Source organism: Streptomyces sp. NPDC037301 (assembly GCF_055602785.1).
The window spans coordinates 20,567-43,506 of sequence record NZ_JBVJWD010000001.1; the positions used below are offsets into that span (position 1 = coordinate 20,567).

Genomic DNA, 22,940 nt, shown 5'->3' on the forward strand with positions numbered 1-22,940 from the left:
TGCCCCGTCCACCACTCGGACCGACTGCTCTCTCCATGGCCGCCGGTGAGCAACTGCGCCGGGGTGGGCAGGACTTGGCACTGAGAGCCGAGGTGGAGGCCTGGCTGCGGCTCCGGACGCGGTTGATGCAGCCGCGGAGCCCGTACAGGGACGGGCCGCGCCGCCTCCCCGTACCGGCCCGGCCCGGCCCCCGAGCCCCGTCTCCCTACACCCCCGCCTGCTTCTCCGCCTCGGCCAGCAGTTCCGTCAGGCGTAGTCCGAACCGGACGTCGCAGGGGTGCGGCTCCCCCGTGCGTACCGAGTGGATCAGTGCGTCCACCGCTGCCCGGAAGGAGCCGACCGCGTCGCCCCACCGCGGCAGTGTGGCGACTCCCTGTTCACCTTTGAGTTCGATCTCCGTGCCTACCGCGCCCACCGGGGCCCCCAGTGCGAGCGTCACCGTGCTGGATGCGCCGGAGGTGTGGCGGAGGATCAGGTGGGTGGTGTCGGACGGGCCGCGGGCCGCGGTCAGGTGTGTCACGTCGCCCAGTACCGGGATCAGGACCGACAGGACATGCGGGCCGACGTCCCACAGGCCGCCCTTCTCGCGGCGCCAGGACGAGGCGGCGTACTCGCTGGTCGTGCCGGGGGCGAACAGCGCACCGATCCACTCGGCGCGGGCGGTGAACCAGCCGTCCAGAGCGGCCTGTTCGGCGATCCAGGCGGACGTCTCGGCTGCGAACCGCAGGGTGCAGAAGACGACGGACGCGATCCCCGTCTCCTCGGCGGCGCGGGCGACCTCGCGGGCTCCGACGACGGTGGTCGCCACCGGTTTGTCCATCAGCAGATGGCGACCGGTGGCCGCGGCGCGGGCGGCGAGCGGGGCCTGGACGTCCGGCGGCACGGCGAACGCGATGGCGTCGCTGGCCGCGAAGAGCTCGTCGATGCCGTCCTCACCTGTGTACGCCGTGGTGCCGTGGGCGGCGGCCAGCGCGTTCGCGGCCTCGGGGCGGCGGCCCCACACGCCGCTCAGTGCGACGCCGGGGTGGGCGGCGAGGGCTGGGGCCTGGGTGTTCCGGGCCCAGGGGCCCGTGCCGACGAGGCCGATGCGCAGGGGGGTCGCGGGAAGTGTCGTCATGGGGCAAGTCTGCCGGGTTCGCCGGACGGCTCCCGTATTGAGCTGGCGGAGCGTGGGCTTCAATGGCTACGTTTGCGGTGCCGGCCGCGGGACTCCGGCGCGACTTCCGGGACTTGCCTATGAAGCAGTGATTTCGCTGTTCGCGCCCCCATTCCCCGGCCGGCGCTCCGCCCCTGCGTACGGCGGCGCGTGACACCACGGGGGAAACCATGGCGACCAGCACCGAGACCACTCGCACCGGGACCGGTGCCGACCTCGTCGCGGCCGAGGACGTACTCCTCTTCGTCAACGCGGCGATCACCGCGACCGGACAGCGTGAGTTCCGCTCGACGTCGTATCAGCAGCGGCTTTCGCTGGACTTCCTCCATGAGTACGTACGGGTCAACTACCGCCGGGTGTACGCCGCCGCGCTCGCCCTCGACATCAACGACCACAACGCCGTGCGCATCGTCCAGGGCCTGCTGGAGAACGCCGCCGACGCGACCGCCGAGGACAAGCGCACCGAGGGCCGGCTGATCGCCGCCCGGCTCGCGAAGCTGCCGCCGCAGCGCGTGTACCGGCTGTTCCGGGCGCTGCGCGGGGCCAAGGTGAACAACCGGCGCACCCGCGCGATCATGCGCGACTGGCTGGCCGCCCGGCCGGATCCGGCGCACGACGCCGTAAAGTACCGCGCCGGTCTGAAGACCGCCGCCCGCCATGCCCACCTCCCCTTCGGCGGGCCCGGTGAGCCTGGCGAGACCGGGGATTTCCTGTTCCGGCCGGGGCGGCGGCCGCGCTACCGGCACCAGCTGCTCGACGCGTGGCGGCGCGCCCACTACGAGCAGGGTGCCGTCGGCGAGCTGCCGTTCACCGTCGCCGAGGGCTTCGCCGCCCGGCACGGGATGAAGCGCGAGGTGTTCCTGGAGCGGATGGTGCCGCGGATGACCCGCCTGGAGCGGCTGCGGACCCAGGGGCAGCGCGGCGCCGGAAACGACGTGCGGCCGCCCACGGATATCGACCTGACGGTGATGCCGCTGACCCGGCTCGCCCTGTACGTCCTGTCACTCGGCTTCGAGGTGCGGGGGCTCCACCGCAAGGAGCTGACCCATGCTTTGCGGACCGCCGCCCGCCGAGCGGCGGGCCCGCACGCCGGGAGCTGGGGCCGGGTCGCCGCCGTGCTGGACGACAGCTACTCGTCGTCCGGGTCGGGCGAGAAGCGGCGCCGTCCGCTGGCCGTGGCGCTGGCCTGCCACTTCCTGCTGGAGGCGCTGGCCGCGCCGGGCGCGTACATCCCGCTGTGGACCTCGGGCGGCACGGATCCGCTGCTGGTCAGGCCCTGGGGCCCGACCCCGCTCGGCACCCGCGTGCTGGATGCCCTGGAGCACGGTCCGGACCGGCTGGTCATCGTCTCGGACGGCTGGGACAACGCGCCGCCCGGACTCGCGGGCGAGGTACTGCGGGTGTGGCGGACCCGGCTCGATCCGGACCGGCGAACTGCTGTGGTGCATGTGAACCCCGTATACGACGCGGACGGTTTCGATGTGCGGCGCCTCGCGCAGGGCGTGCCCACGGCCGGGGTCCGGGACGCGGAGGACCTGCCGGCGCTGGTGGAGATCGCACAGTTCGCCGAGGGACGCACGGGACCGGCGGCCCTGTACGCCTATCTGGACCGGCAGGTGGCACGTTTCGTGAGTGGGGAGAAGGCGGGAGCCGCATCGTGAACAGGCTTGAACTTGCCGGGCTCGCCGCCCGCCCCGCCCAGGTGTGGGGCGGCATCCGGCTGGTGCCGCTGGTGCGCGAGCAGCCGGTCGAGGGACTCCGGCTGCACCGGGAGATCTACACGGGTTACGGGCACGGCGTCGTGGACGTCGGTCCGCGCACGCACTACACCTCGTACATCCCGCACGGTTTCGTCGCCGACTGGTCCGGCGAGGGCGCCCGGTCCGCCGCGTACGGTACGCAGCTGGGCGCGGGCACCTCCCCCGGGAACGCGCCGCCCCGGACCGCACGGCTCCAGCGCAACCGCCACCACCGCATGGCCAAGCGGCAGCCGGGTGACCGGCTGCGCTTCCTGCCGCTGCACCTCGCGATGGAGGGCTATCTCGCCCTGCACTTCGGTGGCCCCGCGGTCGCCTGGGAGGAGTGGTCGCGGCAGGCGCTGCGCGACGGGCTTTCGCCGCGTGCCGAGGACGCGTACATGGGGTGGTCGGTGCGCGGGCTCGGCGACGCGCTGCGGGCCTTCGAGATCCATCCCGGCCAGTGCGGGGTGATGGTGTACGCGGCCGATGCGCTCGCGGCCGCCTTCGTTCTGCCGCACCCGGACGACTACCGTCTGCTGCACCCTTCGCTCGTACAGGATCTGTACGGGGAACTGGTCCACCAGTACGCGCTGTACGGCGCTCCGGTGGCGGAGTTCGCGGCGCGGATTTCCGATGGACCGCAGCTGCGGACGCTCGCCGGTCTTCGGGCGGCGGCGCGGGCGCAGGAGCGGGAGTGGGCCGAGGCGCACGACACCCTGTTCGCGCGTGAGCTGCTGGACACCTCGTACGCCTTCGACCGGGTGTACCGGATGGGCTCGTTCACACTGTGGCGGTTCCTGCCGCCGTTCCTGCGCAATGGGGAGGGCCGGCACATCGGTGAGACGATCACCGATCACAAGGGGCAGGTCGCGTATCTGAAGACGTTCCGGCTGTCCGAGGCCCAGATCAGGCGTGGTCATCTGCTGCACCGGCTCTCCGACGCGGACTGGCGGCTCGCGCAGGCGGCCGTGGCGCTGGGCACCACCGAGGAGGAACTGGTGCGCCGGATCCGTGCCGCCGGTTTCGAGTCGCTGCTCAGGGCCCGCGCGTGAACGGTCGCTGCTCAGGGCCCGCGCACAACGCAGGAAACCTCGGTAACACGGGATTCACATTCGGGCAACGGACGGGAAATCGCGTCTTGCGAAGCTGCGCTGCATAGACCGGACCGCAGCACCGCAGCACCCGCGAAGGATGGCTTCCGTGACGTTCAAGGCTGAGTACATCTGGATCGACGGCACCGAGCCGACCGCCAAGCTCCGTTCGAAGACGAAGATCATGGCCGGTAGCCCGTCGCAGGATGTCGCGGAGCTGCCGATCTGGGGCTTCGACGGTTCGAGCACCAACCAGGCCGTGGGCCACGCCTCCGACCGGGTGCTGAAGCCGGTCTTCACGTGTCCGGACCCGATCCGCGGCGGCGACGACGTTCTCGTCCTGTGCGAGGTCTTCAACATCGACATGACGCCGCACGAGTCCAACACCCGTGCCGTGCTGCGTCCGGTGGCCGAGCGGTTCGCCGGCCAGGAGCCGGTCTTCGGCATCGAGCAGGAGTACACCTTCTTCGACGGCCACCGCCCGCTCGGCTTCCCCGAGGGCGGCTTCCCGGCCGCGCAGGGCGGCTACTACTGCGGTGTCGGCGCCGACGAGATCTTCGGCCGCGAGATCGTCGAGAAGCACCTCGACAACTGCCTGGAGGCGGGCCTCGGCATCTCCGGTATCAACGCCGAGGTCATGCCCGGCCAGTGGGAGTTCCAGGTCGGCCCGCTGTTCCCGCTGGAGGTCTCCGACCAGCTGTGGATCGCCCGCTGGCTGCTGTACCGCACCGCCGAGGAGTTCAACGTCTCCGCGACCCTCGACCCGAAGCCGGTCAAGGGCGACTGGAACGGCGCGGGTGCGCACACCAACTTCTCCACCAAGGCGATGCGCGAAGGACCTGAGGGCTATGCCGCGATCATCACCGCGTGCGAGTCCCTGGGCGAGGGCTCGAAGCCGATGGACCACGTCAAGAACTACGGCGCGGGCATCGACGACCGTCTGACCGGTCTGCACGAGACCGCCCCGTGGAACGAGTACAGCTACGGCGTCTCCGACCGCGGCGCGTCGGTCCGTATCCCGTGGCAGGTCGAGCAGGACCAGAAGGGCTACATCGAGGACCGCCGCCCGAACGCCAACGTCGACCCGTACGTCGTCACGCGGCTGATCGTCGACACCTGCTGCACCGCGCTGGAGAAGGCCGACCAGGTCTGATCCCGTTCCGTCGTCCGCACGAGGGGGCGCCCACCCGACCAGGTGGGCGCCCCCTCGTCGTAGCATCACGCGCATGCCGAGGCGACTGGACGAGCTGGACGACGTGGACTGGGCGGCGTTCGAGCACGCCTACGGCCCTGCCGACGACGTCCCCGAGCTGCTGAACGACCTGCTGCGCCGTCGCGTTCTCTGGTTCAATGGGGGCATGGCCAGCATCCAGTACACCTCGACAGGTCGCAGCGACCTCGAACCGTTCTGGCCGTCCCGTCAGCACCACGACTTCGACCGGGTGTGTTGCCGCGCGTTGAACGCGCAGGCCCTCTAAAGCCGCTCACCCGGCCTTCGGTCCGCGCGCACGCAAGCAAGTCCGTCCATCGACGACTCCTTCGCGCGAAAGAGCTGACCCTCATGGCGAACACTCGTACCTTCTCCGCCGCAGCCGCCGCCACCTCGGCGCCTTCGGCGACCGCTGCGGCCACCACCTCCGCCCGCTCCCTCTCCTCCAACCGCCACCGGCTGCGCGCCGTCGACCCCGATGAGGTCGTCCAGCTGGCCGATGTGGCCGAGTTCCTGCCTCCGGGTGCCACCTGGCTGCCCGCGCCCCAGCACACCGTTCCGGCGCTGCCGGGCCGGCCGCCGATGATCGGCTACCTGGTGCTCGTACCGGCCGATCAGCAGCCGGCCATCACCGCGGCTGCCGCTGCGGCCGCCCAGTACGTGGTACCGGCACCGGTGGAGGACCCGGCCACCACGGGTCCGGTGCGCATCGACCCCGTACAGCGCACCGCCGCGGTGGACGGGACGACGCTCGACCTCACCTTCCTGGAGTTCGAGCTGCTCGCCCATCTGGTCGCGCACCCGCACCGGGTGCACACCCGCGACCAGTTGGTGACCACGGTCTGGGGCTACGGGCATGTGGGCGACGGACGCACCGTGGACGTCCATGTCGCCCGGCTGCGCCGCAAGCTGGGCGCCGAGCACCGCCGGTCGATCCAGACGGTGCGGCGTGTCGGATACAAGTACGCCCCCTGACGGAACCGACAGAACGTGAGAGCGGCCCTGGTCCGGTACGTACCGGAGCAGGGCCGCTCTCACGTGCCGGGCGGCCGGTCAGCCCCGCGCCCCCGACCCCACCGGAACCTCGCCCGTCTCCGGCTCGCCGTGCTCCAGGACCGGCAGTCGGGTCAGTCCGCGCGGGGTCCGCCAGTTCCGCTCCCCGAGCAGCGCCATCACGGAGGGCAGCAGGACCATCCGTACGATCGTGGCGTCCAGCAGCACCGCGACAGCGAGACCGACGCCCATCTGCTGCATGTCCTGCATCGACAGCGTCCCGAAGACCGCGAACACCGCGACCATGATCACGGCCGCGCCGGTCACCGCACCCGCCGTCCGCCGGATGCCCTCGTCGATCGCGGCCCGGGTGTGCAGACCGCGGTCGCGGGCCTCACGGATCCGGGAGACCACGAACACGTGGTAGTCCATGGAGAGTCCGAACAGGACGACCAGGACGAACAGCGGAATCCACGCCTCGATCGCGCCGACCCCCTCCGAGCCGATCAGCGAGGCCCCCCAGCCGTGCTGGAAGACGGCGACCATCACTCCGTACGCGGCGGCCACGGAGAGCAGGTTGAGCAGGATCGAGGTCACGGCGATGACGTACGAGCGGAAGCAGAACAGCATCAGCAGGAAGGTCACCGCCGTGATGAAGGCGAATACGGGGACGATGCCGCGCTTCAGCTGGTCGTTGAAGTCGACGGACCCGGCGATCTCCCCGGTCACGTACGCCTGGGCCCCGGTGCCGTCGAACGCGGCGGGCAGCCGCTCCTTGCGCAGCTCGGAAAGGCCGGCCTCGCCGTCGGGGAGCGGCACCTCGATCTCGGCGACGTTCTGCTCCTTGTGGACGGTCACCTTGTCGAAGCCGTCGAAGGCCTTGCGCAGAGCGGGCGCCTCGATGTTGTCGGCCTTGACCACCACTCGCGCCGGAGCGGGACCGCCGGGGAAGCTCTCATTGATCTGCCGGTAGGCGACAGACAGCTGCGAGTCCGAGCCGAACTGCTTCTCCAGGCCCAGCTGTTCGGTCTTCATACCGAGGGCGGGCGCGGCCAGGGCGAGCAGCACGACGACCGAGGCGACCGCGAAGATCTTCGGCCTGGACAGGACGGGCTTCAGCACCGTGCCGGCGACCCCGCCACTGGTGCGTGCGCGCCGGTTGTCGCGTCGGCTCGAGCGCCGGCCCGGGAACGGCACACGTCCCGCGTCGATCCGGTCGCCCAGCCAGGACAGCAGCGCGGGCAGCACCGTCACCGAGCCCAGCATCGCGATGAAGACCACGATGATCGTGGCGAGGGCGAAGCCCTTGAACAGCATCAGTCCGGACAGGAACATGCCGGCCATCGCGACCATGACCGTGAGCCCGGAGACGAGCACGGCCCGGCCGCTGGTCGCCGCCGCGATCCGCAGCGCCGTCTCGGCATCGCGTCCCGCCGCCCGCTCGTCGCGCTCGCGCCGCAGGTAGAAGAGGCAGTAGTCGACGCCGACGGCGAAGCCCATCAGGAACATCACGGAGTACGTGGTCTGGAACAGGTGCAGTTGGTGGCTGGCGAGCGACAGCAGTCCGAAGGCGGCCATGCACGCGGTCAGTGCCAGCCCGACGGGGAGCAGCGCCGCGACGACGGCGCCGAAGGCGACCAGCAGAATGCCCAGGGCCAGGGGTACGGCGGTGAACTCGGCCTTCTTGAAGTCCTCCGAGAGCAGATCGCCGAGCCACTTGCCGGCACTGGCTTCGCCGAACTGGTGGATGGTGACGTCGGGGTGGTCCGCGCGGACGACGGACACGGCGTCGAGCACGGGCTGCACCCTGTCCGGCGCCGTCGCGGCGTCCCCCTTCATGTCAAAGGTGATCAGCGCGTCCTTGCCGTCCTCGGAAGGGACCGGCGCCGCGAGGTTCGCCACCTCGCCGGTCTTCCCAATGGCGGCGGAGACCTCGCGGGCGACGTCCTGCCAGTCACCCGCCTTCGCGGTGGACACCATGACCAGCTCGCCGGCGGGCTGCCCCAGCCCGGCGTCGTCGAGGATCTTTTCGGCCCGCGCCGAGTCACCCGCGGCGTTCTCCGAGTCGGACATCTCGACCAGACCGGATGCGCCGCCGATGCCCGTGGCGAGCACGACGAAGAGCAGCCAGCCGAGAATTGCGGTCTTGCGGTGGTGTGCGCTCCACACACCGATGCGTGCCGCGAGGTTGCGTCTCATGGCGTGTTCGCCCCCAGAAGTCAGACGGAATCAGATGCAAGTGGAAGAAGTGTCAGGAAGCAGGAGGAAGTGCGTAGAAGTCGACGGCGAATGCGTCGTCGATGAATCTAGGAACGGGACGCCGCCCGCCCCAGCCGCCGAAGCCCCCTCTCGCGGAGCCGTAGGGCGAGGTCGGCAGGGTGGTGCTGGGTACACCCCCGCCCGGGTGGCGAGACGGCTGACACCCGGGGAGCCGGCCGGGTGAGACTGTCTTCGGACGGGTCCGGCACGAGGGCCCGGCGAGGGGAGACGGACCGAGATGAACGCGATACGGACCCGGACACGGGGCGCGCTGCTGGCAGCCTGGCGGGGCGTCGTGGTATCGATCGCCAGCCTGTTCGGGTCGATCACCCTCTTCGTGTGGGCCGTGCTCTCCATCGTCTCCGTCCCGCTGGGCATCGGCCTGGTCACCACCCCCTACGTGCTGGAGCTGGTCCGCAAGCACGCCAACCGGCGCAGGCTGCTCGCGGTCACCTGGTGCGACGTCCGCATCCCGGTCCCGTACCGCCCCTTCCCGAAGGATGTGCGCTCCGGCTTCACCGGGCAGGTGGAGCGGACCACGCTGCTGCTGAAGGACCCGGCGACCTGGCGTGACATCCAGTGGCTGCTGGTCGACATGACCGCCGGCTATGTGGTGGCGGTCCTGGCCTCGGCGCTGATGGTGTATCCGCTGCAGGCTTTCGTCCTGGCGGCCGGGTTGTGGCGGGTCTTCACCGACGACCGTTACTGGTACGCGTTCGTGCCGGTCGACAGCCAGGCGACGGGCCTTGCCGCCGCCGCGCTCGGTGTGGTGTTCTTCGCGATCGGTCTGCTGGTCGGCCAACCGCTGCTGCGGCTGCACTTCGTGATCGCCCGCGCGATGCTGGCCCCCACCCAGGAGCAGGAACTGGCCCGGCGCATCGACCGGCTGACCGAGACCCGGCACGAGGCCGTGGACACCGCCGCCTCCGAACTGCGGCGCATCGAGCGCGACCTGCACGACGGTGCGCAGGCCAGGCTGGTCGCCATGGGCATGAACCTGGGCACGGTGGAAGCGCTCATCGAGAAGGATCCGGCGCAGGCGAAGAAACTCCTCGCCATGGCCCGCGAGTCATCGGCCGAAGCCCTCACGGAGCTGCGCGATCTGGTCCGGGGCATCCACCCGCCGGTCCTCGCCGAACGCGGACTCGGGGACGCGGTCAGGGCGTTGGCGCTGCGGCTGCCCTTCGCGTCGGAGGTCCGGGTGGAGCTGAGCGGCCGGGCGGACGCCGCGATCGAGTCGGCCGCGTACTTCGCGGTGAGCGAGACGCTGACGAACACCGCCAAGCACTCGGGGGCCGACCGCGTCTGGGTGGACATCCACCACGCGGACGCCACGCTGCGGGTCTCCGTCACGGACAACGGCAGGGGCGGTGCGGCGGTCGGATCCGGCTCGGGCCTGAGCGGAATCGAACGCCGACTCGGTACATTCGACGGCATCATGGCCGTCAGCAGCCCCGCGGGCGGTCCCACCATGGTGACCATGGAGATCCCTTGCGAGTTGTCCTAGCCGAAGATCTCTTCCTGCTGCGCGACGGGCTGGTCCGTCTGCTGGAGGCGTACGGCTTCGAGATCGCGGCAGCTGTGGAGACCGGCCCCGAACTGACCCGGGCCCTGAACGAGTTGGAGCCGGACGTCGCGGTCGTCGACGTCCGGCTTCCACCGTCCCACACGGACGAGGGCCTGCAGTGCGCGCTGGCGGCCCGGCAGGCCAGGCCGGGGCTGCCGGTGCTCGTGCTCTCGCAGCATGTGGAGCAGCTGTACGCGCGCGAGCTGCTGGCGGACGGCAACGGGGGCATCGGCTATCTGCTCAAGGACCGGGTCTTCGACGCGGAGCAGTTCATCGACGCGGTACGCAGGGTCGCCGCGGGCGGCACCGCGATGGACCCGCAGGTGATCTCGCAGTTGCTGTCGCGGCGCTCGCAGGACAAGCCGATGGGCGGGCTGACTCCGCGTGAGCTGGAGGTCATGGAGTTGATGGCACAGGGCCGTTCGAACGCGGCGATCGCCTCACAGATGGTGATCACGGAGCGGGCGGTGGCCAAGCACACCTCGAACATCTTCGGGAAGCTCGGCCTGCCGCCGTCCGACGACGACAACCGCCGTGTTCTCGCGGTGCTCGCCTATCTGGACCGGGGCTGAATCACACCCCTCCTCCCCGGAAGGCCGCGCGGCCTTCCGGGGTTACGGAGCAGTGCTCAGGTGCGGCATCGTGGCCTCCGGATGCGGTGCGGCCCGGGACTCCAGCACCGAAGCCCAAGCCTGAACGCAAGGCCCGAGCGCAACCCCGACGCCGCCTCAGTCGTTGAACCACCCCGCCGCATCGAGCCGGAATGCGCCCGCGGGCGCCATCGCACGCAGATCGGCCTCCATCGCCCGCACCCGATCGGCACCCAGCACCCGGACCCACTCGGCGCGCAGCCGGTCGAACCCTTCGGCCGATCTGACCAGGACGTCGATGCCCCGCGCGGTCAGCCGGACCAGCTTGCGCCGGCCGTCGCGGGGATCGTCGACGCGCTCCACATACCCGAGACCTTCGAGCTTCTCGACGGTCTTCCCGGCGGCCTGCTTGGAGACCCCGAGCCGTCGGCCGATCTCGCTGGCCGTCGCACCGTCACGGCCGACGGCCTGGAGCGCGAAGCCGTACGCGGGCCGCACGTCGGGGTGGCCGTGCTCGGCCAGCTCGCGGTGCAACTCGTCGACGATCGAACGGAATCCGGCGAACAGCAGCAGGGGCAGCTCGAAGCCCGCCCCGCCACCCGCGGACGACCGCGCGCCCGGCCCACCCTCTCGCTCAGCCATTGCGAAACTCGACAACCTGGTTTACCTTTTCGTCAATCACGTTGTCGATTTTACCGTGAGCATCCACAGGAGAGGTCAGCCATGTCCGCATCCGCGTTTCCCCACCACACCCTCGAATCCGCCCCCGCCGGCGCCCGCCGCACCATGGAGGCGGTGACGAAGAAGCAGGGCTATCTGCCCGCCGCCGTCGCCCGGCTCGCCGCATCACCGGAGCTGCTCGACGGCTTCCTGAAGATCAGCGCCATCTTCGAGTCCTCCACCCTGGACCCGCTCTCCCGAGAGGTCCTGATCATGACGATGGCCACCCGCAACGACTGCCACGTCTGCGTGGCGATGCATACCGCGAAGCTCACCGCACTCGGTGCGGACCCGGAGCTGATCACGGCCCTGCGCGAGCCGGAGGCACGCACTTTGCCGGACGAACGACTCGAATCCGTAAGGCAGTTCACCCTGTCGGTGATCGCGACGTCCGGAGCCGTCGACGACGAGACACTCCAGGCGTTCCTGGCGCACGGGTACACCGCCCGCAACGCGCTGGAAGTGGTCCTGGGCATCGGCGCGTACACGATGTCGACGCTGGCCAACCGGATGACCGGGGCGCCGCTGGACCACCAAATGACGGCCTTCGCCTGAGACCTGGGCATTCCATCCGGTTTACGGACGGAGCTTCCCACGAATTCCGCGACCGAGTGAACGGACCGCACGCCGGGGCTGTACGGGCGACCCGCGCGCGAGGAACGGCGGGAGCGGGTTGCGCGGCACTGTCGAGTTCAGCCGATGGCAGCTGTTGTGAGGGGGTGCCCCGGTGCATCGCACATGAGCGCACCGGGGTGACCATCGCACGATTCGCTCGTTCTGTTGAACGTGCGCCCACTGTCAGAGGTACCTTCCGCAGCCGGCCCGGCCGGTGTGAAGCAGGCCGGGGCCGCGCTCGTCGAGCACTACCCGCGACTCGTCCGGCTCGGCTATCTCGTACTGCCGCCGTCCCTCGGCTGCCATCGCCGTGTTCTGACGGCGCACGCCCTGGCCCAGCGGGCGCTGCTGTCGGGGCGCAGGGCAGGGTGTGTGACCGAGGGCGGCGTCCCACCACCGCGCAGGTCCGCCGGTGCGGTGGCGGTGGACCCGTCCTTTGCATACGTCCGCGGGAGGGTGCTGCGTGGGGCGCTGGAGGCGGGCCGTCCACTGCGCCGCGTCCGGGTGACACCCCTCCTTCCGCTGGTGTGGGGGCTGCGGCTGTTCCCGCATTCCGGCGGATCGGATGAACTCTCCCTGGAACAGGCCCTGTCGGCCCTCTCCGCCCCCGCCCGCGCCGCCTGCGTGCTGCGTGGGCTGGAACGGCTGCCCGATGCGGAAGTGCGGCGGGTGCTCGCCGCCGCCGGGGTGGCGGACCCCCATGCGGCGCTCGCGGAGGCGGAGGGCGTTTCGGCTCCGTACGCGCTGCTCGACTCCCCGGAGTTCGACCCCTGTTCGCTCCAGGCCCGCCCACCGGATCTGCTGCGCCGCCGACAGCGCGCGAAGGCGGCCGTGGCGGCCGTCGCGGCGCTGCTGGTATGCGGGGCGCTGCTGGGGCTGCCGGGCAACGGCTGGGGGCGCGGCACTGGGCCCGTATCGCCGTACGCCCGTAACGCTGCCGCCGCACAGGCCCTGGATCCAGGTGCGTTGCACCGGGTTTCGGGTACGTTCTGGCGGCGCTCGCCCCGTACCGATTTCACCTCCTGGCCCACCCGTGGCGACCGCGCCGGAGACACCCGGCTGCTGCGCCGAGCGCTCACCGTATGGGCACATCCGGACGGCGCGGTGCGTGCGTCGGCGACTCCGAGGACACCCGTCGGCCCGCCGATGGGTGCGCCGCAGCTGCTGTACGCGGGCGAGGTGGACCGGGCGACGGTGGTGCTGTTCTACGACGGGCTGCGCATCGTGCGGTACGCGGAGCCGCGTGACGCCTCCCCGGCCGAGGGCGTGGCACTCGACTTCGCCCGGGTCGACGGTGCGGACATGGCCTCGGCGGGCGCCCTGATCGCGGGCCGTACGCGCGACCGGGTCCGCTATCTCACCGCGCCCTGGGTACATGCGGTCTCCGTACGGAATCTGCTCGCGCCGCGCAGCGCCCCGCGGCCGCTGCGCCGCACCCGGGACGGCGTGACCGCCGCGCTGACCAGCCCGGCGACGGCCGGAAGCTGCCGCGCCTGGGATGCGATCGAGCTGCGCGACGGCTCGGCGACGCGGCTGATGACGGACCTCGGCGAGCTGGCCCCCGCCCGGCTGACGTCGGGCCCGCCGTCAGCGGCGCACGATGTCTCCGGGCGGGCGGAGCGGGACAGCTGGGCGCGGACCGCCTGCCTGCTGCTCTCGGTCCGTTCGCACGGCGTACGGTCGGTGAACTCCTGGCAGTACGCCGAGCAGTTGCTGCCCGAGGACAACGGCTCCGCGCACTGGCTCTGCACCAGGGCGGAGACCTGGCGCGGCACCGGAAGCCGGGTTCTCGCCCAGTTCCAGGCTCCGTCGGCACCGTCCGTCGCAACAGGCGGCCCGCCCGGGGCGGTCGCGGCCCGGGCCGAGGACACACCGGCCTGCGGGATGCGCGATCCACGGGTGCTGGCCGGGGTGCTGTGGAAGTCGCGCGGCGGACGCTGGTACGTACTGGCCGCGGGCAGCCGGCAGTTCGCCTCGCTGACCACCTCGGGCGGGGTGGAGGGGAGGTCCGACAGCCGTCTCCTCGCCGTACCGGCCAGGGCGGGCGACCGGGCACGGCTGAACGGGACGCTGTCGGACGGCAGTCGGGTGGGCGCCCTGCGCTGACGCCCGGGCTTCCCCGGGGGGTGAGGCCGACAGTGCAGATCCACGTCTTGTGCTGAGGTCAAGGCAGTTCCGTGATGGCCCATCCCGCCCGAAGGCGGGTCACTGGCCGAGACCGGGCCACCCGCGCACACCGCCGGTCATCGCCTCCTGTGTGCGGGATGCTCGGCCAACTCCACATTCGACGTGAACACCGGCCCATGGGAACTGCGACTCATGGATACGTCCACGAGTAAGGCGACACTTGAGCAGTACAGCCGCATTCCCGAATGACGGCGGAGGTGCGGCGCAGGGGGCGGCGACCGCCGAAGTCCGCTCCCCACAGCCCCACTGGGTACCCTGTCCACCATGACGACCGGGGTGCGGCGCAGGATGGGCGTCGAGGAGCGCAGGCAGCAGTTGATCGGTGTCGCGCTGGAGTTGTTCAGTCACCGCTCCCCGGACGAGGTGTCGATCGACGAGATCGCTGCCGCTGCGGGGATCTCGCGGCCGTTGGTCTATCACTACTTCCCGGGGAAGCAGAGCCTGTACGAGGCGGCGCTGCGGCGGGCGGCCGACGAGTTGGCGGCGCGGTTCGTGGAACCGAGTGAAGGGCCGCTCGGGGACCGGCTGTTGAGGGTGATGGGGCGGTTCTTCGACTTTGTCGAGGAGCACGGTCCGGGGTTCTCGGCGCTGATGCGGGGCGGGCCCGCGGTCGGGTCGTCGACGGCGAACGCGATGATCGACGGGGTGCGGCAGGCGGCCTACGAACAGATCCTGGCCCATCTGGGGGTCGAAGATCCCCCGGCGCGGCTGGAGTTGGTCGTGCGGTCGTGGGTTTCGCTGGCCGAGTCGACGGCGCTGATCTGGCTGGACGGGCGGCGGATTCCGCGCGAGGAGCTGGAGATGCAGCTGGTGCACGACTTCGCGGCGCTGGCCGCGGTGAGTGCCGCGTACGACACGGAGATGGCGGGCATCGTGTTACGGGTCTTCGCGCAGGAGCCGGCGGACGGACCGTTCGGGGAGCTGTTGAACCGGCTCTCCGCTCTGGCGCCCGCCGTGCCGGCCGTTCCCGTGCAGCGGCTGCCGTAGCGCTTCGCCTGGGAGCGAGGCCGGAACGTGGCTGGGCACCTGCGGCATGCCCGTGCTGAAGGGCCCTAGGAGGGTGCTGAAGATCTTGGCCGGATCAGGGAGCGACGTTCGGTGCGTGCAGCTGCAAGGCGCCGGAGCGTCCTCATAGCGGAGCTATCAGGACGTTTCGGCAACGCCGCAGATGTGCGTGCCGGGCGTCGCGAGCCCGGCCAAGATCTTCAGCACCCTCCTAGCTGAGCAGTTCGCCCTGGAGCGCGGCCGCGAGGCCCGCCTCCGCGTTGTCCGCCCGGCCCCTTTCGAAGGCGCGTTGGTAGGCGGCGTCACCGACGGCCGCGCGGGCCTGGCGTTCGCAGGCCTCGCGCAGGGGGCCCAGTTCCGGGGTGCCGCGTTGCGGGTGGCCGACCATGCGCCAGTAGACCTGTCCCGTGCCGTACACCCGGGCGGCGCGGGCGCCCGCCCCCTGGGCGGCGATCGCCGCAGCCAGAATGTCCAGGCCGAGCGCGATGCCGAAGCTGTCCCGGAGGCGGTGCTTGCCCGCGAGCATCGAGCGGGCGTGGGCGGCGGAGGCGTCTGCGTCACCCTGCAGCAGGGCGATCAGGGCGAGTTGGTAGTCGACGTAACTACGGGTCCAGCACTCGTCCTGGGCCTCGCAGGCCGCGCGCAGGACCAGGGCCGCCGCCTCCGCCTCGTCCAGCCGTCCCAGGCTGGTGAGGGCGAAGACGGTGATGAGCCGGCAGCGCAGCCGGTAGGCCGTTTCGAGCGGGGTGGCGGTGCCGGTGGTGCGCAGTACCCGGTCGATCCGGCGGAGGCCCGCCTCGGGGCGGCCGGTCATCAGATGGGTGAGGCCGCACAGATAGGCGGCGGCGAGGATGCCCTCGTCGGCCCCGTCGCGGGCCGCCGCCCTGGTGCACTCCCTGCCCAGGCGCCGGGCGGCCGGGTAGTCGCCCTGGAGCATGACGGTGATACCCAGCACCCACAGGGCACGGGTGCGGTGGGGTCCTTCGGCCGGTCCGGCGTCCAGGGCGCGCTGGGCGTATTCGCGGGTCTGCGGCAGATGGCCGCAGCAGCACCAGAAGAAGCCGATCCGGCCCGCCATCTCCTGGGCGGCTCCGGTGTCATGGGCCAGCAGGTGGTCGAGGGCGGCACACAGGTCGGCGTGCGACTCGGCGATGCGGTGGTACCAGATGATCTGTTCGTCGCCGGTCCAGCCCGCGTGGGCGTGGCGTGCAAGGCTGAGGAAACAGGCGGCGTGCCGGTCGGCGGCGTTCCGTTCCTCGCCGAGCTCGGCGAGCCACATCCGTCCGTACTCGCGGATGGTGTCGAGCATGCGGTGCCGTACGCCGTCCCGTCCGACGACCGACTTGGCGACCAGGCCGTTCAGCGCCTCGGTCACACCATCCTCGGTGAGCGGTCCTTCGGCGCAGATCTCGCGGGCCGCGGCCTCGTCGAAGTCGCCGCGCAGGACGGTCAGCCGGGCCCAGAGCAGCCGCTCCAGCGGTGTGCACAGCTCGTGGCTCCAGCCGATGGCGGTGCGCAGGGTGCGGTGGCGCGGCAGCCGGAGCGATTCGTCGGTCGGTACGTCGAAGCGGGAGCCGATCCGTACGGCGACCTGCTCGACGGTTTCCCGGCAGAGGGCTCCCGCCGCGAGTTCGATGGCGAGCGGAATGCCTTCGAGGCGGCGGCAGATCTCGGCGGCGGCCTCGGCGTTGCCCGGCGCGTCGAGGGCGAGCCCCGGGGCCGCCGCGGCGGCCCGGTCCCGGAACAGGGTCAGCGCGTCGGCCGCGCCCTCGACGGGCAGCGGTTCCACCTCGACGAGCTGCTCGCCCTTGATGCCCAGGGGCTGCCGGCTGGTGGCGAGCACGGTGAGGCCGGGTGACGTGGTGAGGATTTCGCCGAGCAGATGCGCGCACGCGGAGCGCAGATGCTCGCACGAGTCGAGGACCAGCAGCAGTTCCTTGTCGACGAGCCATTCGCACAGCGCGTCGACGGGCATGCGCAGGGTGTGGTCGCAGAGCCCGACCGCGTCGGAGACGGTCGCGATGAGCAGTCCGTCGTCGTGGAGCGGTGAGAGATCCGCCCACCGGACGCCGTCGCGGTGTCCGGCCACCGCGTGCCGGGCCGCGCGGACCGCGAGCCTGGTCTTGCCGACACCGCCGCTGCCGGTGAGTGTGGTCAGCCGGTGCGCGGCGAGGCTGTGTTCGAGCCTGGCAAGTTCCGCTTTCCGTCCGACAAAGCTCGTTGTCTCCTCGGGGATGTTGCTCGCCATGGTCACCGTCGCTGAAACAGGTGGACCGGCCGGCCCCGGCCCCTGATTCCCGTACTGCGCAGGCATGGGAAGACGCCTGGTGCACCGGAAAGGGGCCGGGACCGGCCGGGGGGGTAGGAGGCACGCCCGGGAGTGCGGTGCAGCGGCACTCCCCGGCGGCTGCTGCCTCTCAACGTAGTCCCGTACGGCTCAGCTCAGGGAAAACACCGCCACCGTGCGCCCCGGGACGGTGAAGCTTCCCGAACTCCTCTTGTACGTCGACTTCTTGACGGTAGAATCCGCGCCCGCAGCCTGGACGGGATGCAGGGTGTACTGCTGCCCAGCCAGGCCGGCGATCTTCTGGGTCTCGGTGCCGGGGGTCGCGTTGAGGACGACGACCAGCTTTCCGAGCCTCATCGTGATCACACCCGGTGTCTCGTCCTTCCCGGAGAGGGGGAAGGACAGGGCGGACTGGACCTGCTCGGTGGTGGAGAGGTCGAAGTCCTTCTCCGTGGAGCGGATGGTCAGCAGGTCCTGGTACGCGGCGGACGCGCCGTTGATCTGTGCGCAGCCGGGGCTGAGCGCGGCCCCGGTCAGCAGCGGCCTGGCATAGGACCACTTGGACTCGTTGTCGGCGGACGGGGGCAGTCCGCGGCCGAAGCCGTTGCCGTCGCGGCAGTCCCAGTGCAGGGCGTTGAACCAGTCGCCGCTGTCGTACGAGTTGCGGTCCAGGGACTTGGAGCGCAGCAGATCGGTGCCCGCCTGGGAGAGCGAGGGCCCCTGCGAGAGGGTGGCCGTCGCCATCGCCAGGACCTGCATACGGGCCCGGTCCGCCGCTGATGTGCCCGCCGGGAGCTTGAACGCGAGTGCGTCGTACAGCGACTCGTTGTCGTGGGCGTCGGCGTAGGCGAGGGCGTCGCCGGGGGCCGCGGCGTATCCGGCCGGGGCGCCGTTGTAGTCGACGCCGGACCCCTTGACCGTGTTGCCAAAGGAGTCGGTGAAGGTGTAGCCGGCGAGGTTGCCGGTGAGACCGACCTTGATCAGGTCCTGGTAGTGGAGCAGCCGGGCCTTCTGTTCGGCCTTCGTGCCGTTGGCGGTCGAGGTGTTGGGGTCGGTGTAGAGGCCGGTGGCGAAGCCCTGCACGCCCGGGTCCTCGTCGAAGGGGCTGCCGCCGCGGACGGCGTCGCGGGACCGGTCGGAGAAGGTGGCGATGCCGGTGCCGGCCATGTTCTTCTGGGTGGCCTGGACGAAGCGGGCGTCGTCGGCGACCTCGCCGAAGTTCCAGCCCTCCCCGTACAGGATGATCTTCTTGCCGTCCACGCCGTCCTTGGCCACGGTCAGCGCGTCGAGCGCCTTGCGGACGGCGAGGATGTTGGCCTTGGGATGGTGGCCCATCAGGTCGAAGCGGAAGCCGTCGACCTTGTATTCCTTGGCCCAGGTGACGACCGAGTCCACGACGAGCTTGCCCATCATGGTGTTCTCGGGTGCGGTGTTGGCGCAGCAGGTGGAGGTGGCGACGGTGCCGTCCTCCAACAGCCGCTGGTAGTAGCCGGGCACGATCCGGTCGAGCACGGACTTGCCGTCCTGGCCGGAGGCCACGGTGTGGTTGTAGACGACATCCATGACGGTCCGCAGACCCGCGCCGTTCAGCCCCTGCACCATCTGCCGGAACTCGACGGTCCGCCGCGTGCCGTCCGGGTCGGAGGCGTACGAACCCTCCGGGACGGAGTAGTGCAGCGGGTCGTAGCCCCAGTTGAACCCGTCCTGCGCCGCGGCCTTCGCCACGCAGGCCTGCTGTTGCTCGGAGTCGGGGGCGTACACGGACAGATCGCAAGCCGGCTTCTGCTGGGCGGACTTCTTCTCGGGGATGGTGCCGATGTCGAAGGCGGGCAGCAGATGGACGTAGCTGGTGCCGGAGTCGGCGAGCTGCTTGAGGTGCTTCATCCCGTCGGAGCGGGTGTCGGTGAAGGCGAGGTAATCGCCGGAGTGCTTCGAGGTGGGGTCCGCGATCGAGAAGTCGCGGATGTGCAGCTCCTGGATCTGGGCGTCACGCAGCGGGAGGGCGGCGGGCTTCTTCAGCCCGGACCAGCCCTTCGGCGCGAGGCCTGGGTCGTCGAGGTCGACCACGAGGCTGCGCGCGGAGTCCGTGGTCAGTGCGGTGGAGTAGGGGTCCGTGACCTTGTTGGTGACGATCTTCTGGACGGTGGGTGCCCAGACCTTCACGACGTAACGGTAGGGCTTGCCCGTCCACTCCTTGGTGCCCGTGACGGACCAGACGCCGGTGCGGTCGTCGCGGCGCATCGGGACGCTGCGGCCGTCGAGTTCGAGGGCGACGGTCCCGGCGGTGGGCGCCCAGACGGACAGCGTGGGGCGGCCGTGGTCGAAGACCGGGCCGAGCGAGGCGGTGACCGCGTTCTTCCCGTAGAGGTCGTCGAGCACTCCCGCGCTCTGTACACCGGTGGCGGCGAGCAGCGCACCGTTGGCGGCGCGCTGGGTGGCGATCAGCTGGCCGCGCAGCGCCTCACGCACCCTGTCCCGGTCGCGGACGTCGACGGTGAACGCCGGATAGTCCTTGAAGTGCGGGTACTTCGCCTTCTGCGCGTCGGTCAGCGCGGACGGTGCGAGCCGCAGCCACTGCCCCTCGTCAAAGAGCGCCCCGTCGACGACGGAGATGCCGCCGCCGGGTGCGTAGACGAGCTGCTGGCTGGTGGCTTCGGTCGCCTTCACCTTCCACACGACGGTGTCGGAGTCGATCCACTGCGCCTCGGCCTTGGTGAGGTCGGGCGCGGGTACTCCGCCGGTCTGCGGCAGCAGATAGCCGGGCGTGGAGCCGAGCATCCAGACCTCGCGCCCGTAGGTGGCGATGTCGAGCGACTGGTCGCTGGGGAGGTCCTTCTCGTCACCCTTGTGCAGGATGTAGCTGAGCGAGGTCGCGCCGTCGGTGAGCGGTACCTCGAAGGTGACGCCGGAGGCGTCCTTCTTCGCCGGCTGGAGCGGCTTGGCCCAGTCGGTGGGGTCCTTGGCACCGGTCCAGGTGTGCAGCCCCCAGCCGTCGTAGTCGCCGTCGGCCCGGTAGTAGTGCAGCACGGCCTTTGTGGTGTCCTGCGGCGGGTAGGCGCCGTCGGGGGCCTCGTCGGCCTGGCCGTCCTTGCCCTGCTCGATCCAGACCTGTCCGGTCTTCGCGAGGTCGACGGTGCGCCGGGGCCCGTCGGCGGTGCCGGATTTCTCCACGGTGTACGGGAGGGAGGAGGCGCCCTCGTCGAGCTTGATCCAGGCGAAGGCCCCGTAGGCGTCCCGCCCGGTGAACCCGGCCGACTTGTCGCCCGCCTGGATCCGCCAGCCGTCGTAGTCGCCGTCCGTACGCCTGTAGTGGACGACGGCGTAGTCGCGCTCGACCGCGACGGGCTTCTCGGTGGCGGGTGCCTGTCCCGCGGTGGACGAGGCGAGGGCACTCGCGGTGCGGCCGGCGCGGTCGACGACAACCGCCTTGTACCGCAAGGGTGTTCCGGAGGACACCGCGTCGCCCACGGTCTGGGTGACCTTGTACGGGGCGTGGTCGGCGGAGCCGAGCGTGACCCACTTCCCGTTGCCGGTCTGGGCGGCGAAGACAACCCGGTTCAGCTGTCCGCCGTCGACGTCGGCGGAGATCTCGACGGTGCCGGTGGCTTTGGCGTCGGGCGCCTTCAGGGTGACCGAGGGCCTGGCAGTGGGGTCGCCCATCGCCTTCCCGGCGCGCAGCACGATGCTGGAGAGGGCGGGCACGGTGACGGTGATCTTCTTGCCGGCGTCGCTACGGACCGTACCCGACCCGCCGTACAACGTATGGAAGTTCATGCCGGCCGACGCGGTGGGCAGCTCGACGGTCCTCGGTCCGGTGCCGTTGTTCGTGGCGACGACGTACTCGTGGCCCTGCCCGGCGTCCGTACGGGAGAACGCGTAGACGGAGTCCCGTGCGTAGCGCTCGGTCTGGACGCCGTTGCGCAGAGCCGGGTTCTTCCTGGTCAGCTCGGAGAGCGCGGCGATGTTCCGGTAGAGCGGGTGCTTCGTGCCGTACGCGTCAGAGGCGTGGGTGCGGTCGGTGCCCAGCTGGTCGTCGTCGAGGTAGTCGGCGGTCTTCGAGGCGAACATGGTCTGGCGGGCGTCCTTGTCGCCGCCCGCGCCGGTGAAGCCCTGCTCGTCGCCGTAGTAGACGACGGGGTTGCCGCGGCTGAGGAACATCAGCTCGTTGGCGAGCTGTGCGCGCTTGACGAGTTCCGCGTCATCGGCCTTCGGGTTGTCCTGCTTCAGGAAGGAGCCGATGCGTCCCATGTCGTGGTTGCCGAGGAAGGTGACCTGCTCGTAGGCGTTGGCCTTGTCGGTGGTGTACCGGTAGTCGTCACCGAAGACGGCGGCGAGTTCCGAGGCCGGGGCGTCCTGCGAGGCGTACTGCCTGGCCGCTTCCTGGAACGGGAAGTCGAGCGTCGCGTCGAGCCGGCCCCGGGTGACGTAGGGCGAGGTGATGGCGGTGTCGGCGGAGTAGACCTCGCCGAACATGAAGAAGTCCTTGCGCCCGTGCTTGGCCGCGTAGGTGTCGAGGGCGGTCGCCCACTGGGTCCAGAAGTCCAGGTCGACGTGTTTGACGGTGTCGATCCTGAAACCGTCGATATCGAAGTCCCGGACCCACTTCTCGTAGATCTTCTCCATGCCGGAGACGACCTCGGGCCGCTCGGTCCACAGGTCGTCGAGGCCGGAGAAGTCGCCGTACGTGGTGGACTCACCGGCGTAGGTCGAGTCGCCGCGGTTGTGGTACATCGCCGGGTCGTTGAGCCAGGCCGGGACCTTGTTGCCCGTGTTCTTCGGTGTGTACGGGAACGAGTCCGCGTCCACCTTCGCCAGGCCCTTGCTGTCGTCGAACGGGCGGCCGTCCTTGTCGAGGTACGGGTAGGAGCCCTTCGGCCGGTAGCCGTAGGTCTTCTCGGCGTAGTCGACGGTGTCCGCGGTGTGGTTGGTGATGACGTCGAAGAAGACCTTCATGCCCTTGCCGTGGGCCTTGTCGATCAGTCTCGACAGGTCGGCGTTGGTGCCAAAGTGCGGGTCGACCTGGGTGAAGTCGGTGATCCAGTAGCCGTGGTAGCCGGCCGATGCGTCCTTGCCGGTGCCCTGGACGGGGCGGTTCCTGAAGATCGGGGCGAGCCAGATGGCGGTGGTGCCGAGACCCTTGATGTAGTCGAGCCGCTCGGTCAGGCCCTTGAGGTCGCCGCCCTGGTAGAAGCCCTTGTCCGTGGGGTCGTAGCCGGTCTCCAGGCGTGAACCGGTGAGCCCGCCACGGTCGTTGGAGGTGTCTCCGTTCGCGAACCGGTCAGGCATGACGAAGTAGAACTGTTCACGCGTCAGATCGTGACGGGCGGGCTCGGCGGCGAGCGCCGCGTCCGACGGCGGGCCCGGGGGCCTCGGCGCAGCGGACGCGGATGCCGCCGGGACGACGGGGAGGAGCGCAGCGCACAGAGCGGCGACGACTCCCCGTCTGAGGGAGATACGGGACACGGGGCAGGGTCTCCTTGGTTGCGAGGCTTATGGGGTTCTCGGGGTGGACGGTCCTGCG

Annotated in this window: 15 protein-coding genes and 1 pseudogene; 11 read left to right on the top strand and 5 right to left on the bottom strand. The window is 70.6% G+C overall.

The genetic code is table 11. The features are described 5' to 3' along the window. Window positions 1-205: 205 nt before the first annotated feature. Window positions 206-1,117, bottom strand: coding sequence for a Gfo/Idh/MocA family protein (locus ACZ7IB_RS00105; RefSeq protein ID WP_470907864.1), 912 nt, complete (start codon window positions 1,115-1,117; stop codon window positions 206-208). 209 nt (window positions 1,118-1,326) lie between these two features. Between ACZ7IB_RS00105 and ACZ7IB_RS00110 the strand changes: the two genes are divergently transcribed. From ACZ7IB_RS00110 to ACZ7IB_RS00130, 5 genes are all read left to right on the top strand, one after another. Next, window positions 1,327-2,817, top strand: a complete 1,491-nt coding sequence (locus tag ACZ7IB_RS00110; RefSeq protein WP_470907865.1) for a hypothetical protein — start codon at window positions 1,327-1,329, stop codon at window positions 2,815-2,817. Beyond that, on the top strand, window positions 2,814-3,947 hold the full coding sequence (locus ACZ7IB_RS00115) for an ARPP-2 domain-containing protein (protein WP_470907866.1): 1,134 nt from the start codon (window positions 2,814-2,816) through the stop codon (window positions 3,945-3,947). The genes ACZ7IB_RS00110 and ACZ7IB_RS00115 overlap by 4 nt, the downstream gene beginning before the upstream one ends. 148 nt (window positions 3,948-4,095) lie before the next feature. After that, window positions 4,096-5,139, top strand: a complete 1,044-nt coding sequence (gene glnII, locus ACZ7IB_RS00120; RefSeq protein WP_470907868.1) for a glutamine synthetase — start codon at window positions 4,096-4,098, stop codon at window positions 5,137-5,139. 73 nt (window positions 5,140-5,212) lie between these two features. Further along, window positions 5,213-5,464: a hypothetical protein gene (locus ACZ7IB_RS00125; protein WP_470907870.1), complete on the top strand. Its 252-nt coding sequence runs from the start codon at window positions 5,213-5,215 to the stop codon at window positions 5,462-5,464. A gap of 83 nt (window positions 5,465-5,547) precedes the next feature. Further along, entirely contained in the window at window positions 5,548-6,171 is a 624-nt protein-coding gene (locus ACZ7IB_RS00130) for a winged helix-turn-helix domain-containing protein (protein WP_470907872.1), read from the top strand. Window positions 6,172-6,249: 78 nt separating this feature from the next. On the opposite strand, the gene ACZ7IB_RS00135 is transcribed toward ACZ7IB_RS00130, so the two are convergent. After that, window positions 6,250-8,388, bottom strand: coding sequence for an MMPL family transporter (locus ACZ7IB_RS00135; RefSeq protein WP_470907874.1), 2,139 nt, complete (start codon window positions 8,386-8,388; stop codon window positions 6,250-6,252). A 298-nt stretch (window positions 8,389-8,686) separates the two neighbouring features. Between ACZ7IB_RS00135 and ACZ7IB_RS00140 the strand changes: the two genes are divergently transcribed. Together ACZ7IB_RS00140 and ACZ7IB_RS00145 are read left to right on the top strand one after the other, a co-directional pair. Continuing rightward, window positions 8,687-9,955, top strand: coding sequence for a sensor histidine kinase (locus ACZ7IB_RS00140; RefSeq protein WP_470907876.1), 1,269 nt, complete (start codon window positions 8,687-8,689; stop codon window positions 9,953-9,955). After that, window positions 9,940-10,587, top strand: coding sequence for a LuxR C-terminal-related transcriptional regulator (locus tag ACZ7IB_RS00145; RefSeq protein WP_470907878.1), 648 nt, complete (start codon window positions 9,940-9,942; stop codon window positions 10,585-10,587). The genes ACZ7IB_RS00140 and ACZ7IB_RS00145 overlap by 16 nt, the downstream gene beginning before the upstream one ends. Window positions 10,588-10,743: 156 nt before the next feature. Here the strand turns inward: ACZ7IB_RS00145 and ACZ7IB_RS00150 are convergent, their stop codons facing one another. Beyond that, window positions 10,744-11,247, bottom strand: a complete 504-nt coding sequence (locus tag ACZ7IB_RS00150) for a MarR family winged helix-turn-helix transcriptional regulator (RefSeq protein WP_470907879.1) — start codon at window positions 11,245-11,247, stop codon at window positions 10,744-10,746. An 81-nt stretch (window positions 11,248-11,328) separates the two neighbouring features. Between ACZ7IB_RS00150 and ACZ7IB_RS00155 the strand changes: the two genes are divergently transcribed. The 4 genes and pseudogenes from ACZ7IB_RS00155 (at window position 11,329) to ACZ7IB_RS00170 (ending at window position 15,114) form a co-directional block, all read left to right on the top strand. Next, complete coding sequence (locus tag ACZ7IB_RS00155; protein ID WP_470907881.1) at window positions 11,329-11,880, top strand: carboxymuconolactone decarboxylase family protein; 552 nt, start codon at window positions 11,329-11,331, stop codon at window positions 11,878-11,880. A 231-nt stretch (window positions 11,881-12,111) separates the two neighbouring features. After that, window positions 12,112-14,046: a hypothetical protein gene (locus ACZ7IB_RS00160; RefSeq protein ID WP_470907883.1), complete on the top strand. Its 1,935-nt coding sequence runs from the start codon at window positions 12,112-12,114 to the stop codon at window positions 14,044-14,046. Window positions 14,047-14,220: 174 nt separating this feature from the next. Further along, window positions 14,221-14,316: pseudogene (locus ACZ7IB_RS00165) on the top strand (XRE family transcriptional regulator); the annotation flags it as partial. A gap of 75 nt (window positions 14,317-14,391) precedes the next feature. Beyond that, window positions 14,392-15,114 (top strand): TetR/AcrR family transcriptional regulator, encoded by a 723-nt coding sequence (locus tag ACZ7IB_RS00170; RefSeq protein ID WP_470907884.1) that lies wholly within the window; start codon window positions 14,392-14,394, stop codon window positions 15,112-15,114. A gap of 229 nt (window positions 15,115-15,343) precedes the next feature. Here ACZ7IB_RS00170 and ACZ7IB_RS00175 read toward each other — a convergent pair whose 3' ends face one another. Together ACZ7IB_RS00175 and pulA are read right to left on the bottom strand one after the other, a co-directional pair. Further along, complete coding sequence (locus ACZ7IB_RS00175) at window positions 15,344-17,380, bottom strand: ATP-binding protein (protein ID WP_470907886.1); 2,037 nt, start codon at window positions 17,378-17,380, stop codon at window positions 15,344-15,346. 189 nt (window positions 17,381-17,569) lie between these two features. Continuing rightward, window positions 17,570-22,882: a pullulanase-type alpha-1,6-glucosidase gene (gene pulA, locus ACZ7IB_RS00180; RefSeq protein ID WP_470907888.1), complete on the bottom strand. Its 5,313-nt coding sequence runs from the start codon at window positions 22,880-22,882 to the stop codon at window positions 17,570-17,572. Window positions 22,883-22,940: the final 58 nt, after the last annotated feature.